This is a genomic window from Streptomyces sp. NPDC002467 (assembly GCF_042889825.1).
GTDB lineage: Bacteria > Actinomycetota > Actinomycetes > Streptomycetales > Streptomycetaceae > Streptomyces.
The window spans coordinates 1-16056 of the sequence record NZ_JBIARJ010000043.1; the positions used below are offsets into that span (position 1 = coordinate 1).

4 protein-coding genes and 1 pseudogene are annotated in these 16056 nt (G+C 73.5%); 3 read left to right on the forward strand and 2 right to left on the reverse strand.

Annotation, left to right across the window (positions count from 1 at the left end):
* The 3 genes from ACFYYJ_RS41175 to ACFYYJ_RS41185 all read left to right on the forward strand — a co-directional run.
* On the forward strand, positions 1-13170 hold a 13170-nt coding region (locus tag ACFYYJ_RS41175), incomplete at its 5' end, for an SDR family NAD(P)-dependent oxidoreductase (RefSeq protein WP_389140089.1).
* Positions 13171-13181: 11 nt separating this feature from the next.
* The gene (locus ACFYYJ_RS41180; protein ID WP_385133276.1) at positions 13182-14213 is read left to right on the forward strand and encodes a ketoacyl-ACP synthase III family protein; all 1032 of its coding nucleotides are present in this window, start codon (positions 13182-13184) and stop codon (positions 14211-14213) included.
* On the forward strand, positions 14207-15055 hold the full coding sequence (locus ACFYYJ_RS41185) for an alpha/beta fold hydrolase (RefSeq protein ID WP_389140092.1): 849 nt from the start codon (positions 14207-14209) through the stop codon (positions 15053-15055). The genes ACFYYJ_RS41180 and ACFYYJ_RS41185 overlap by 7 nt, the downstream gene beginning before the upstream one ends.
* Positions 15056-15139: 84 nt before the next feature.
* Here ACFYYJ_RS41185 and ACFYYJ_RS41190 read toward each other — a convergent pair whose 3' ends face one another.
* Together ACFYYJ_RS41190 and ACFYYJ_RS41195 are read right to left on the reverse strand one after the other, a co-directional pair.
* The gene (locus ACFYYJ_RS41190; protein ID WP_389140095.1) at positions 15140-15925 is read right to left on the reverse strand and encodes an ABC transporter permease; all 786 of its coding nucleotides are present in this window, start codon (positions 15923-15925) and stop codon (positions 15140-15142) included.
* Positions 15922-16056: pseudogene (locus tag ACFYYJ_RS41195) on the reverse strand (ABC transporter); the annotation flags it as partial. The gene ACFYYJ_RS41190 and the pseudogene ACFYYJ_RS41195, both read right to left, overlap by 4 nt.

Here is a 16056-nt window from a genome sequence, read left to right on the forward strand (position 1 = left end):
CACGGGACCGGCACCGCTCTCGGGGACCCGATCGAGGCGGCGGCTCTGGGCGCGGTGGTCGGGAATGCCGAGGGGCGTGTCAAGCCTCTGGTGGTGGGTTCGGCGAAGACGAATGTCGGGCATCTGGAGGGTGCGGCGGGCGTTGTCGGGCTGATCAAGGCGGCGCTGGCGGTGCGGCACGGTGTGGTGCCGGCGAGTCTGAATTTCGAGTCGCCGAATCCTGCGATCGATCTGGACGCGCTGAACCTGCGGGTGCAGACCCAGACGGACGTGTGGGATCAGGAACGGCGTATTGCGGGTGTGTCGTCGTTCGGGATGGGCGGGACGAACTGCCACCTGATCCTGACGAACACTGCCGGGGTTGAGCGTGAGCCGGTTGCGGATCCGGCGCTGGTGCCGTGGGTGGTTTCCGCCAAGACGGCTGTGGCGCTGCGTGCGCAGGCCGCGAACCTTGCTGCGTTCGAGGGTGGGTCGCTGCTGGACGTCGGCTATTCGCTGGCGATCACACGTACGGTCTTCGAGCACCGCGCGGTGGTCGTGGGCGCGGACCGCGCCGAGCTGAACGAGGGTCTCGTCGCGGTTCAGGGCGGTCGGGCTGCGGGTGCGGCCGGGACGGCGTTCTTGTTCACGGGGCAGGGCAGCCAGCGGGCCCGTATGGGCCGGGAGCTCTACGCCTCCTTCCCGGTGTTCGCCGAGGCTTTCGATGCTGCTTGTGCGTATCTGGACGTGCACCTAGGCCGGTCGCTGAAGGCGGTCGTCTTCGAGGGCGATCCGGTCCTGGACCAGACCCAGTTCACCCAGGCCGCCCTGTTCGCCGTCGAGTCCGCGCTCTTCACCCTCGTCTCGTCCCTCGGCGTGCAGCCCGACGCCTTGATCGGGCACTCGATCGGCGAGGTGACCGCTGCGTACGCGGCCGGGGTGTTCTCCCTGGAGGACGCCTGCGCGCTCGTCGCCGTCCGCGGCCGGCTGATGCAGGCCGCCCGTTCCGGTGGTGCCATGGTCGCCATCGCCGCGCCCGAGGCCGACGTACTGCCCGAGCTGGGCGAAGGTCTGTCCCTGGCTGCCGTCAATGGTCCTTCCGCCGTCGTCGTCTCCGGTGATGTGGAGGCTGCGGATGAGATCGAGGCGCTGTTCCGGGGCCGTGGGGTCAAGGTCAAGCGGCTGACGGTGTCGCACGCCTTCCACTCGGCGCACATGGACGAGGTCCTCGCGGAGTTCGAGGAGCGCATTGCCTCGCTGACGTTCAACGAGCCGCAGATCGCGGTCATCTCGAACCTGACCGGCCGGGTCGCAGAGGAGCTGACCGACCCCGCCTACTGGGCCCGCCACATTCGCGGTGCCGTCCGCTTCCACGACGGCATCGAGACGCTGAACGCGCAGGGCATCACGACCTACCTGGAACTCGGACCGGACCCGGTGCTCACCTCCTTGGTCCAGAACAGCCTCGAGGCGCCGGTCGCCGCCTCGCTGCTCAAGGCCCAGGGCGACGAGCCGCGCAGCCTGCTCCGCGCGCTCGGGGCCGCGTACTGCTCCGGCACCGACGTCGACTGGACCGCCCTCCTGCCCGGCGGTACCCGCGTCAAGCTGCCCACGTACGCCTTCCAGCGCAAGCGCTACTGGGTCGACGTCCCCGACGCTCCCCAGGTGTCCGCCGCCCCCGCTCCGCAGCCGGAGATCGACGAGGTCGAGGAGGACGAGACGACCTGGGCCGGCCGACTGCGCGGGCTGGGCGAGAAGCAGCGCGAGACGCTCATCGCCGACCTCATCTGCCGCCACACCGCCGACGTGCTGGAGTACGACGCCTCCGAGGTGATCGACCCCGCCCTGCCCTTCAAGGAACTGGGCCACAACTCCCTGTCGTCCGTCGAGCTGCGCAGCCGCTTGGCCGCCGACCTCGGCGTCGCCCTGCCCTCCTCGCTCGTCTACGACTACCCGACCCCGCTCGTGCTGGCCCGCCACATCGTGACGGCGCTGCTCGGCACCACCGATGAGCTCGATCTCCCCGACGCCGCTTCCGGCTCCGACGAGCCGCTGGCGATCGTCGGCATGGCCTGCCGCTACCCGGGTGGGGTCGTCTCCCCGGAGGGCCTGTGGCAGTTGGTCGCCGAGGGCCGGGACGCGATCGGTGCCTGGCCCGGGAACCGCGGCTGGGACGCGGAGGGCCTGTACGACTCCGAGCGCGGTCTGTCGGGCAAGACGTATGCCCGCTACGGCGGCTTCCTGCACGAAGCCGATGAGTTCGACGCGGAGTTCTTCGGGATCTCGCCGCGCGAGGCGCTGGCCATGGACCCGCAGCAGCGGCTGCTGCTGGAGACGGCCTGGGAAGCGCTGGAGCGCTCCGGGATCGTTCCGCAGTCGCTGAAGGGCAGCCGGACGGGCGTCTTCGTCGGCGCGATGACGCAGGAGTACGGGACGCGGCTCGCCGAGCCGATCGCCGGCACGGAGGGCTACCTCCTGACGGGCAACACGGCGAGCGTCGCCTCCGGCCGCATCTCCTACACCCTCGGCCTGGAGGGCCCGGCCGTCACGGTCGACACGGCCTGCTCCGCCTCCCTCGTCGCCCTGCACCTGGCGGCCCAGTCGCTGCGCAGCGGCGAGTGCTCGCTCGCGCTCGCCGGTGGCGCCACGGTCATGTCCACACCGGGCATGTTCGTGGAGTTCTCCCGTCAGCAGGGTCTGTCGGAGGACGGCCGCTGCAAGGCGTTCTCCTCGACGGCCGACGGAACCGCGTGGAGCGAGGGCGCCGGCCTGGTCCTGCTGGAGCGCCTCTCCGACGCACAGCGCAACGGGCACCCGGTCCTCGCCGTGATCCGGGGCTCCGCCATCAACCAGGACGGCGCGAGCAACGGCCTCAGCGCCCCCAACGGCCCCTCCCAGCAGCGAGTGATCCGCCAGGCCCTGGCGAACGCCGGTCTGACCGGTGCCGATGTCGACGTCGTCGAGGCGCACGGCACGGGCACCAAGTTGGGTGACCCGATCGAGGCGCAGGCGCTGATCGCGACGTACGGGCAGGAGCACTCGGCGGAGCGTCCGCTGTGGCTGGGGTCGTTCAAGTCGAACATCGGGCACACGATGGCGGCGGCCGGTGTCGGCGGCGTCATCAAGATGGTCATGGCGATGCGCGAGGGAGTCCTTCCGCAGACGCTGAACGTCGCCGAGCCGACCTCGCACGTGGACTGGTCGCAGGGAGCCGTGTCGCTGCTCACCGAGCAGCAGGCATGGCCCGAGCTGGACCGGCCGCGCCGCGCGGCCGTCTCCTCGTTCGGAATCTCCGGCACCAACGCCCACATGATCCTGGAGCAGGCACCGGCGACGGACACCGTCGAGGCGTCCGGGAGCGGCGTGGTGCCGTGGATCCTGTCTGCGCGGACCGAAGAGGCGCTGCACGAGCAGGTGGCCCGACTCACCGAGTTCGTGGAGAACGCCTCCGACCTCACGCCGAGCGCCGTCGCAACCGCCCTCTCCGCCCACCGCACGGCCTTCGGGCAGCGCACGGCCGTGGTCGGCAGCACCCGCCGGGAGCTCCTGGACGCGCTGACCGCGGGCACAGGGGTGACAAGTGAAGCGGTCACCGGCCGCACGGTGTTCGTCTTCCCGGGTCAGGGTTCGCAGTGGATCGGCATGGCGGCGGGGCTGTACGAGGCCTCGCCGGTGTTCAGCGACCGGCTCGACGAGTGCGCGCGGGCGCTGTCCGCGTACACGGACTGGGATCTGCTGGAGGTGCTGCTCCGGGGCGACCCGGAGGGTCTGCTGGAGCGGGTGGACGTGATCCAGCCCGCGCTGTGGGCGGTGATGGTGTCCCTCGCCGAGGTGTGGCGCTCGTACGGTGTCCGGCCGGACGCGGTGGTGGGCCACTCGCAGGGTGAGATCGCGGCCGCTGCCGTCGCCGGGGCCCTGTCCCTGGACGACGCCGCTCTGGTGGTGGCCTTGCGGAGCCAGGCGATCCTCGCGCTGGCGGGCCGGGGCGGCATGCTCTCGGTGGCCCTGCCCGCCGACGCTGTGCGCCCCTATCTGACGCGCTGGCCGGATGACCTCGGTGTCGCGACCGTCAACGGTCCGTCCTCGACGGTCGTGTCCGGTACGAACAGCGCGCTCGACGAGCTCGTCGCCGTCCTCGACGCGGACGGTGTGCGGTCGCGGCGGATCGCCGTGGACTACGCCTCGCACTCCCCGCACGTGGAGTCCATCGAGGCCGAGCTCGCCGACCTGCTCGCGCCGATCACGCCGCGCGTGCCGGAGGTGGCCTTCTACTCCACCGTCACCAACGAGGTCATCGACACCGCAGCCCTCGACGCGGGCTACTGGTACCGGAACCTGCGCCAGACCGTCGAGTTCGAGAAGACGACGCGTGCCCTGCTCACTGACGGTTTCACCACCTTCATCGAGTCCAGCGCCCACCCGGTGCTGACCATCGGTCTCCAGGAGACCTTCGAGGCCGCCGACGCGACGACCGCGCTCGCGGTGCCCTCCCTCCGGCGTGACGAGGGCGGGCTGGAGCGGTTCCTGCTCTCCCTCGGCCAGGCCTGGACCCACGGCGTCGACGTCGACTGGTCCGCAGTCCTTCCGGAGCCGCAACAGCCCCTGGACCTGCCCACCTACGCCTTCCAGCGCTCCCGCTACTGGCTCGACCCCGTCAAGACCACCGGCGACGTGTCCACCGCCGGCCTCGCCACCGCCGAGCACCCCCTGCTCGGCGCCGTCGTCGACCTGGCCGGTTCCGACGGCACGATCCTCACCGGGCGGCTGTCCCTCGCCACCCACCCGTGGCTCGCCGACCACGCCGTCTCCGGGACGGTCCTGCTGCCCGGTACCGCCTTCGTCGACCTCGCGCTGCACGCAGCCGACGAGACCGGCTGCGATGTCCTGGAGGAGCTCACCCTCCAGGCTCCGCTCGTCCTCACCGGCACCACCGCGGTGCTCCTGCGCGTCGAGGTCGGCGAGGCCGACGAGGACGGTCGTCGCAGCATCGGCATCCACTCCCGGCCCGACACCGAGGGCGCCCTCTGGACCCGCCACGCCACCGGCGAGCTGGGCCACGGCGACATCCCCGCCGCGCCCGCCGACGCCGCCTGGCCGCCGGTCGGGGCGACGCGGACCGACATCAGCGGTCTGTACGAGGCGCTGGCCGTGGCCGGGTACGAGTACGGGCCCGTGTTCCAGGGCGTGCGGGCCGCCTGGCGGCTCGGCGACGAGGTGTTCGCCGAGATAGCCCTCGCCGAGGGACAGCACGGCGACGTCGACGGTTTCGGTGTCCACCCGGCGCTGCTGGACGCCACCCTGCACACCGGTCTGCTGACCCCGGGCACCGAACTGCCCGCGCCCCGGCTGCCGTTCGTCTGGTCCGGCGTGCGACTGCACGCGACAGGTGCGACGAGCGTCCGGGTGCGGATCAGCCCCGTCGGCGCCGACAGCATCGCCCTCCACATCACCGACGCGACCGGGCAGCCCGTCGCCTCCGTCGACTCCCTCGCCCTGCGGGCCGTGGACCCGACCCAGCTGGGGCAGGGTTCCGGGGGCGCCGACGACGCGCTCTACCACCTCGACTGGGTTCCGGCGCGCCCCGCGCAGGAAGCGGACACCCGGCCGTGCGTGGTCGTCGGGGCGGACTTCGCCGCCTTCCGCGACGCGCGGGAGCGCGCCGCCGACAGCGACGCGCTGCTGTACCTCACCTCCGACCAGGACCGGCTCACCCCCGGCGCCGCCCGCGCCGCCGTCCACCGGGCGCTCGCCGTGGTCCAGGAGTGGCTCGGCGAGGACGCCTTCGCCGACGCCCGCCTGGTCCTCGCGACCCGCGGGGCCGTATCCACCGACCCCGCCGCCGCGCCCGAGGACCTCGCGCACGCGGCCGTATGGGGACTCCTGCGCACCGCGCAGACCGAGAACCCCGGCCGTTTCGTGCTCGTGGACCTCGACGAGGACCCGGCCTCCGCCGCAGCCCTCACGGCCGCGCTCGCCTCCGGCGAGCCGCAGCTGGCCCTGCGCGCCGGACAGGTCCTCGTCCCGCGCCTCGCCCGTGCCGCCGGCCGCGCCGACACGCTGCTCCCGCCCGCCGGGGGCGAGCCCTGGCACCTGGACGTCACGGCCCGGGGCACGCTCGAAGCACTCACCCTCGTCCCCAGTGCCGAGGCCGTGGCCCCGCTCGGGCCGCTGGAGGTCCGCGTCGCGGTCCGCGCGGCCGGGCTCAACTTCCGCGACGTGCTGATCGCGCTCGGCGTCTACCCGGGCGACGCGTCGATGGGCACCGAGGGCGCGGGCGTGGTCACCGAGATCGGTGCGGACGTCACCGGCCTCGCCGTCGGCGACCGCGTCACCGGCATGCTGCCCGGCTCCTTCGGGCCCGTGTCGGTCGTGGACCACCGGCTCGTCGTACGGATCCCCGACGACTGGTCGTACGAGGACGCCGCCGCGATGCCGATCGTCTTCGGCACCGCCTACCACAGCCTGGTCGAACTCGCCGGGCTCCGCGGCGGCGAGACCCTCCTCCTGCACGCCGCCGCCGGCGGTGTCGGCATGGCCGCCGTCCAGCTCGCCCGGCACCTGGGCGCCGAGGTCTACGGCACGGCCAGCCCCGGCAAGTGGGACGCGCTGCGCGCCTCCGGCCTGGACGACGCGCACATCGCCTCCTCCCGCACCCTCGACTTCGAGGACCGCTTCCGCGAGGCGACCGGCGGCCGCGGCGTGGACGTCGTACTCGACTGCCTGGCCCGGGAGTTCGTGGACGCCTCGCTGAGGCTGCTGCCGCGCGGCGGCCGCTTCGTCGAGATGGGCAAGACCGACATCCGTGACGCGGCCGAGGTGGCCGCCGCCCACCCGGGCGTCGAGTACCAGGCGTTCGACCTCATCGAGGTCGCGCACCGGGACCCCGACCGGTTCCGGCACATGCTCACCGAGATCGTCGCGCTGTTCGAGGCCGGCGCCCTGCGCCACTCGCCCGTACGCGCCTGGGACGTCCGCCGCGCCCCGGAGGCCTTCCGCTTCCTCAGCCAGGCCCAGAACGTCGGCAAGATCGTCCTGACCGTGCCGCCCGCTCTCGACCCCGAGGGCACCGTCCTGGTCACCGGCGGCACCGGCACCCTCGGCGCGCTGTTCGCCCGCCACCTCGTCACCTCGTACGGGGCCCGGCACCTGCTGCTGACCAGCCGACGCGGCGAGCGGGCGCCCGGCGCCGCCGCATTGCGGGCCGAGCTGGAGGGCCTCGGCGCGACCGTCACCCTCGCGGCCTGCGACACCGCCGACCGCGAGGCCCTCGCGGAGCTGCTGGCCGGTGTCCCCGCCGAGCGGCCGCTCACCGCCGTCGTCCACACCGCGGGTGTGCTCGACGACGGCACGGTCGGCGCGCTCACCCCCGAGCGTGTGGACTCCGTACTGCGCCCCAAGGTCGACGCCGCCTGGCACCTGCACGAGCTGACCCGGGACGCCGACCTCGCCGCCTTCGTCCTCTTCTCCTCCGTCATGGGCGCCATCGGCGGCGCCGGCCAGGCCAACTACGCGGCCGCCAACGTCTACCTGGACGCCCTCGCCGCGCACCGCAGGGCCGCCGGCCTCCCGGCCACCTCGCTGGCCTGGGGCTTCTGGGACCAGCGCAGCGAACTCACCGGCGACCTGGACGAGGCCGACCTCGCCCGCATGACCCGCGCCGGCCTGGTGCCGCTGGCCTCCGCCGAGGGCCTGGCCCTCTTCGACCGGGCCCTCACCGACCCCGGCGCGGCCCTCGTCCCGGCCCGACTCGACCTCGCGCGGCTGCGCACCCAGGCCGACAACGGCTCTCTGGCACCCGTGCTCTCCGGGCTCGTCCGCGCCCGCGCGGCCCGCCGGGCCGCCGCGTCGGCCACCCCGGCCGCCGGGGCCCAGGCCGCCGGGAACCGCTTCGCCGGGCTCACCGGCGGAGACCTGGACCGGGCCCTGCTGGACCTCGTACGGACCAACGCGGCGACCGTGCTCGGCCACGCCTCACCGGCGTCGATCCGCGCGGACGGCAAGTTCAAGACCCTCGGCTTCGACTCCCTCTCCGCCGTCGAACTGCGCAACCGGCTCGGCGAGGCCACCAAGCTGCGGCTGTCCGCCACCGCCGTCTTCGACCACCCGACCCCGGACGCGATGGTCGCCTACCTGCGCGGCCTCCTCGGAGTCGAGGACACCACGGCGGCCCCGGCCGTCGTACGTCAGGCTCCCGTGTCCGGCGCGGCCGGAACGGACGCCGGCACCGCCGACGATCCCATCGCGATCATCGGACTCGGCTGCCGGCTCCCCGGCGGGGTCTCCTCGCCCGAGGAACTGTGGGAACTGCTCAGCGCGGGCGCCGACACCGCCTCCGACCTGCCCGCCGACCGCGGCTGGGACCTGGAGGCCCTCTACGACGCCGACCCCGACCGCTCCCGCAAGAGCTACGTCCGCAAGGGCTCCTTCCTCTACGAGGCCGCCGAGTTCGACGCCGACTTCTTCGGGATCTCGCCCCGCGAGGCCCTCGCCATGGACCCGCAGCAGCGGCTGCTCCTGGAGACCGCCTGGGAGGCCTTCGAACGGGCGGGCATCCGCCCCGAGTCGGTGCAGGGGAGCCAGGCCGGCGTGTTCGTCGGCGCGCTCTTCCAGGAGTACGGATCGCTCATGCACGAGGCCTCGGAAGGAGTCGACGGCCTGCTGCTCACCGGCAAGACCACCAGCGTCATCTCCGGCCGACTCGCCTACTTCCTCGGCCTCGAAGGCCCCGCGATCACCGTCGACACGGCCTGCTCCTCCTCGCTCGTGGCCCTGCACCAGGCCGCGCAGTCCCTGCGCGGTGGCGAGTGCTCCCTCGCGGTCGCGGGTGGCGTCTCCGTCATGGCGACGCCCGGCATGTTCACCGAGTTCAGCCGCCAGCGCGGCCTGGCCACCGACGGCCGCATCAAGGCCTTCGCGGCCGCGGCCGACGGCACGGCCTGGGGCGAGGGCGCGGGCGTACTGATCCTGGAGCGCCTCTCCGACGCCCGCCGCAACGGGCACCCGGTGCTCGCCGTGATCAAGGGTTCGGCGATCAACCAGGACGGTGCGAGCAACGGGCTGAGTGCCCCGAACGGGCCGTCGCAGCAGCGCGTCATCCGCCAGGCCCTGGCCAACGCGGGCCTGACGGGTGCCGATGTCGACGTGGTCGACGCGCACGGCACGGGCACGAAGCTGGGTGACCCGATCGAGGCGCAGGCGCTGATCGCGACGTACGGGCAGGAGCACACGGCCGAACAGCCGCTGTGGCTCGGCTCGTTGAAGTCCAACATCGGCCACACCATGGCCGCCTCCGGCGCCGCCAGCGTGATCAAGATGGTGCTGGCCCTGCGCGAGGGCGTCCTCCCGTCGACGCTCGGCGTGGACGAGCCGACCCCGCACGTGGACTGGTCACAGGGCACCGTCTCGCTGCTGACCGAGCAGCGAGCGTGGCCCGAGCTGGACCGGCCGCGCCGTGCCGCCGTCTCCTCCTTCGGCATCTCGGGCACCAACGCCCACATGATCATCGAGGAGGCCCCGGCGCAGGCGGCCCCGGCCTCCGAGGCGCCGGAGACCGAAGCGCCGGCCGTGCTGCCGTGGGTGGTCTCCGCCAAGAGCCCCGACGCGCTGCGCGAACAGGCCGTCCGCCTCGCGGCGTTCGTGGAGCGCAACCCGCAGGCCGGCCCCGGTGCCGTGGGCGCGGCCCTGGTCGCCACGCGCGAGCGCTTCGACCACCGGGCGGTCGTGGTCGGCGGCGGGCGTACGGAGCTCCTCGCGGGCCTGGGCACCCTCGCCGCGGGCGACGCCGGGGGCCCGGTGGTCACCGGTGAAGCGGTCACCGGCCGTACGGTGTTCGTCTTCCCGGGGCAGGGTTCGCAGTGGATCGGGATGGCGGCGGGTCTGTACGCCGAGTCGCCGGCGTTCCGGGCCCGGCTCGACGAGTGCGCGCGGGCGCTGTCCGCGTACACGGACTGGGATCTGCTGCGGGTGCTGCTCGACGGGGACCCGGAGGGTCTGTTGGAGCGGGTGGACGTCATCCAGCCCGCGCTGTGGGCCGTGATGGTGTCCCTTGCCGAGGTGTGGCGCTCGTACGGTGTCCGGCCGGACGCGGTGGTGGGTCACTCGCAGGGCGAGATCGCGGCCGCTGCCGTGGCCGGTGCGCTGTCCCTCGAAGACGCGGCCCTTGTCGTCGCCCTGCGCAGCCAGGCGATCATCGCGCTGGCGGGCCGGGGCGGGATGCTGTCGGTGGCCCTGCCCGCCGACGCGGTGCGTCCGTACCTGACGCGGTGGCCCGACGACCTGGGTGTGGCGACGGTCAACGGTCCGTCCTCGACGGTCGTCTCCGGTACGAACAGTGCGCTCGACGAGCTGGTCGCGGTGCTGGAAGCCGACGGTGTGCGGTCGCGGCGGATCGCCGTGGACTACGCCTCGCACTCCCCGCACGTGGAGTCCATCGAGGCCGAGCTCGCCGACCTCCTCGCCCCGATCAGCCCCCGCGTCCCGGAGGTGGCGTTCTATTCGACCGTCACCAACAAGGTGATCGACACGGCCGCGCTCGACGCCGGGTACTGGTACCGGAACCTGCGCCGGACCGTCGAGTTCGAGAAGACCACCCGCGCCCTGCTCGCTGACGGTTTCACCACCTTCATCGAGTCCAGCGCCCACCCGGTGCTGACCATCGGTCTCCAGGAGACCTTCGACGCGATGAACGCCGGCGCCATCGCCGCCGCCGTTCCCTCCCTGCGCCGCGACGAGGGCGGGCTGGAGCGCTTCCTCCTCTCCCTCGGGCAGGCCTGGACCCACGGCGTCGACGTCGACTGGACCCCGCAGCTCCCGGCCGCCGAGCGCTTCGTCGACCTGCCCACCTACGCCTTCCAGCGCCGCCACTACTGGCTCTCCGCCGCCCACGCGCCCACCGCCGCCGTCTCCGACCTGGGGCCCGGCACGGCCGAGCACCCGCTCCTCGGGTCGGCGGTCGAGCTGCCCGGTTCCGGATCGCTGCTCTACACCGGGCGGCTCTCCCCCGCCGCGCAGCCCTGGCTCGGCGACGCGCGGACCCTGCCCGGCGCCACCTTCCTGGAGCTCGCCCTGCGGGCCGGCGAGGAGGCGGGCACCGCCCGGGTCGACGAACTCACCCTCCACGAGCCCCTGGTCGTGCCCCGGCGCGGCGGCGTACAGCTGCGCGTCGAGGTCGGCGAGCCCGCCGGCGACGGGCGGCGCGCGCTGTCCGTGCACTCCCGGCGCGAGGGCCGGGCGCCGGGCACCGCATGGACCCGGCACGCCACGGCCGTCCTCGCGGCGGACGAGACCGAGCCCGCCTGGAACCTGGAGGTCTGGCCGCCGCTCGACGCCGAACCCCTCGCCGCCGGGTCGCTGCCCGGCGTACGGGCGGCCTGGCAGCGGGACGGCGAGCTGTACGCGGAGATCGTGCCCGGTGAGGGCGACCGGCAGGACCCGGCGGGCTACGGCCTGCACCCCGCCCTGCTGGAGGCGGCGCTCGGCTCCGCCGCGCTCGCCGGGATCCCGGCGGGGGCCGTCGCGGCGCAGTGGCGCGACGTCACCCTGCACGCCGTCGGCGCGACCACCCTGCGCGTACGGTTCAAGGCCGCCGCCCACGAACCCCTCGGCATCGCCGCCGAGATCGCGGACGGCGGCGGGACTCCCGTGGCCACCGTCGGCGCGGTCGTACTGAACGCCGAAGCCGCCTCCGAGGAGCGGATCCGGCAGGCCGCGGCCGCCCAGCGCGGCGGGCACCACACCGTCGACTGGGCCGACGAGCAACCCGTCCCGGCGGCCGGGGCGGCCCCGCAGAGCTGGGCCGTGGTCGGCGAGGACGCCTTCCGTGCCCGCTCCGGCCTGATGGCCGCCGGCACCTACGCCGAGGCCCACCCCGGCCTGGACGCCCTGGCCGCCCGGATCGAGGCGGAGGGCGCACCCGCGCCCGACGTGGTCCTGGTCTCCGTGGCGGCCGGCGGCGCGACCGTCGGGGCGGACACCGCCGAAGCCGTACGGCGTGCCGTGGACGAGGCCGCGCAGCGGGTCCGCACCTGGCTGGCCGACGCCCGGTTCGCCGGCTCCCGGCTGGTGTTCCTCACCAAGGACGCCACCGCCGCCTCGGCCCCGCAGGGCGGCGACCCGGCCGCGGCGGCCGTGTGGGGCGTGGTCCGCGCCGCCCAGGAGACGGCGCCCGAGCGCTTCGTCCTGGCCGACACCGACGGCAGCAAGGCCTCGTGGCGTTCCCTCGTGAAGGCCCTCGCCGGCGGCAACGACCAGGTGGCACTGCGCCGCAGCACCCTCAAGGTGCCCCGGCTGGTCCCGGCGACCCCGGACGCCTGGCCGTCGTACGACGCCGAGGGCACCGTCCTCGTCGTCGGCGGTGGCGAGGCGGCCGACCTGTACGCCCGTCACCTCGCCGAACGGCACGGCGTGGCGGTCGTCCGCGCGGCCGGCGCCACCGACCGGGAGGCCTGGACGGACGTCCTCGCGGCCCTGCCCGTCGACCGCCCGCTCACCGCCGTCGTCCACGCCGTGGACCCGGCGCCTGACGCGGACCGGCCCGAGGAGGCGGCGGCCCGGACGGCCCGCACCGCACTCGCCCTGCGCGAGGCGGCCGGGGCGGACGCCTCGTACGTGATGCTCTCCGCCGACGAGGGCGCCCCCGCGGCCTTCCTCGAAGGCTGGGCGCGGGTCCTCCGCGCCGCCGGCACCACCGCCGTGGCACTCGCCGTGCCCTCCGGTACCGCCGGGCACCTCGACGGGGAACTGCTGGAGGCCGCGACCGCCGTCGGCGCGGCGGGAGTCCTCGTCGCCGAGCCGGACTTCGAGGCGCTCGCCGCCCGCGCGGCGGCGGGCCGGCTGCCGGCCGTGTGGCGCGGGCTGGTCCGCGTACCGGTCCGGCGCACCGTCAAGGAGGGCCCGGCCGAGACCGGCTCCTTCAAGCAGCGGCTGCTCGCCCTCGACGACGCGGGCCGGGACGCGACTCTCCTGGACCTCGTACGGGGACAGGCGGCGAGCGTGCTCGGACACGGCTCGGGCGAGGCCGTCGACCCCGACCGCAAGTTCCGCGACATGGGCTTCGACTCGCTCTCGGCACTCGCCCTGCGCAACGCCCTCAACGACGCCACCGCGCTGCGCATGCCGCCCGGTGTCGTCTTCGACCAGCCCACCTCCGCTGAGCTGGCCCACCACATGAAGCAGCAGATCCTCGGCCGGTAAGGAGACCAGGCGTGAGAGTGGAAGGTGTGTACGTCAATGCCCTCGGGGTGTTCCTGCCCCGTCGGGTGAGTGCCGAGGACGCCGTCGCCGACGGCCGGTACGACGAGGAGGTCTACAAGGCGAGCGGCCTGACCGGCACCCACGTGTCGGACGGGATCGCCGCCCTCGACATGGCGGTCACCGCCGCCCGGCAGGCGCTGGAACGGTCCGGACTCGACGCCGAGGACGTCGAGTCCCACATCCACAGCGGCGTCTACTACCAGGGGCCCGACGGCTCCTACCCGCCCGCGTACGTCCTGCGCGAACTCGGCGTCGGCCGGGTCCCGTCGCTGCACATCCGGCAGGGCTGCAACGGCATGCTCGCCGCCCTGGAGGTCGCGGTCGGGCAGATGACCGGCGCCGCCGAGGTGGAGACCGCGCTGCTCACCACCGCGCAGAACTTCTCCACCCCGCTGATCGACCGCTGGCGCGGCTTCGGCGACTCGTACGTCCTGGCCGACGGGGCGGCCGCGGCCGTGCTCAGCAGCGAGGACGGTTTCGCCGAGGTGCGTTCCGTCAACTCCGGGACCCTGCCCGAACTGGAGGCCTGGCACCGCGGTGACGAATCGCTGCTGCCGCCGCAGGACGGGGCGGGCGAGAAGCTGGCCGTCGCCGAGCGGGCCGCGCTGTTCAACGAGCGGGAGATGTCCCTCGCCGAGACCGTCGAGCGGATCGGCGAGTTCGACCTCGACATCGTGCACCGCTCGCTGGTCGACGCCGGGCTGAACGCCTCCGACATCGCCCGCGTCATCCCCATCAACCAGGACGGGCGCATGATCGAGTTCTCGGTCATGGCCCCCCTCGGCCTCCCGATGTCCCGCTCCAGCTGGGACTACGGCCGTTCCGTCGGCCACGTGGGCGCCGCCGACCTGGTCATCTCCCTCGACCACCTGGTCCGCACCGGCGAACTCGCACCCGGTGACCACGTCCTGTTGCTCTCCCAGGGACCCGGCTGGATCAGCTCCGCCGCCGTCGTCACGATCAAGGAAGTCCCCGCATGGTGAACACGACCACGACCACCTCCGCTCATGTCTCGGTACCGGGTACGGAGCTGTACTACGAGAAGACCGGATCCGGCCCGCTGCTCTTCCTGATGGACGGCGGCGGTGGCGACGCGCGCCGTACCGGGGCCCTCGTCGAGCGGCTGTCCGGCCGCTACACGGTCGTCACCTACGACCGGCGCGGCATGTCCCGCTCCGCCGTCGGCGACCCGGCGCCCGAACTCGGCCCGCAGGTGCACACCCGGGACCTGGCGCTGCTCATGGAGGCCCTCTCCGACGGGCCCTCGTTCCTCTTCGGCCACAGCGTCGGCGGCGTCATCGGGCTGCACCTGACCGCGACCCGCCCCGACCTCGTGTCGGTGTACGCCGCCCACGAGCCGTCCGAACTGGCCCTGCTGACCGGCGCCGACCGGGAGGCGGCCGCCGGTCTGATCGCCGCCGCCGAGGCCGACTACCGCACCGCCGGCTGGGGCCCCGCGCTCGCCCACATGGCCCGGTTCAACGACATCGACCTGGCCAACCAGGACGTCGAACCGGACGTCGTACCGGCCCCCATGACCGCGGAACAGCTCGCCAACATCGAGTTCTTCCTCGCCCACGAGATCGGCTCGTACCGCCGGCACCTGCTGGCCGACGCCGACCTCGACGCCCTCGGGTCGGGCCCCACCCGTGTCGTCCCGCTGGCCGGTCGCCCCTCCGACAGCAGCTGGTCGTACCGCTGCGCCCGGAACCTCGCCGACCGGCTGGGGACCCCGCTGGAGTCCGTACCCGGCGGCCACAACGGCCTCAAGACCCACCCGACGGCCTTCGCGAACCGTCTCCACGAGGTCTTCGGCGCGTCCTGACCCCACCCGCACGACAGAGGGGCCCGTAGGACACCCCGGTGTCCTACGGGCCCCTCGCGTCGGCCCGCGCTGTCATGGCGGCGGTTACCGCGGGTCGGCGTTGAACTTCGAGGCCGACCAGAAGTAGCCGAGCACCGTCAGACCCACGCACCAGGCGACGGCCAGCCACCCGTTGTTGCCGATCTCGCTGCCGAGCAGCAGCCCGCGCAGGGTCTCGATGGCCGGGGTGAACGGCTGGTACTCGGCGATCGGCTGGAACCAGCCCGGCATCGAGTCGACCGGGACGAAGGCGCTGGACAGCAGCGGCAGCAGGATCATCGGCATCGCGTTGTTGCTCGCGGCCTCGGCGTTCGGGCTGATCAGCCCCATGCCGACGGCGATCCAGGTGAACGCCAGGGCGAAGAGCACCAGCAGTCCGAACGCCGCGAGCCATTCCAGGGCCGTCGCGTCCGTGGCCCGGAAACCGATGGCCAGACCGACGAGACCGACGAGGACCACGCTCGAGATCGACTGCAGGACGCTGCCGATGACGTGCCCGACGAGCACCGAGGGACGGTGGATCGCCATCGTCCGGAAGCGGGCGATGATGCCCTCGTTCATGTCGTTGGCGACGGAGACCGCCGTACCGATCGTGGTGCTGCCGATGGTCATCAGCAGCAGACCCGGAACGATGTACGCGATGTACGCGGAGCGGCCGCCGCCGCCCAGGCCCGCGCTCATGGCGTCGCCGAAGATGTAGACGAAGAGCAGGAGCAGCATGATCGGCGTGAGCAGCAGGTTCAGGGTCAAGGACGGGTAGCGCCGCGCGTGCAGCAGGTTGCGGCGGAGCATCGTGGACGAGTCGCGCAGGGCGAGGGAGAGGGAGCTCATCGAACAGCCTCCTTCGGCTGGTTGGTGTTCGTGGTCAGGGCGAAGAACACGTCGTCGAGGTCGGGGGTGTGGACGGTGAGCTCGTCGGCCTCGATGCCGGCGGAGTCGAGCCGGTCGAGGACGGAGCGCAG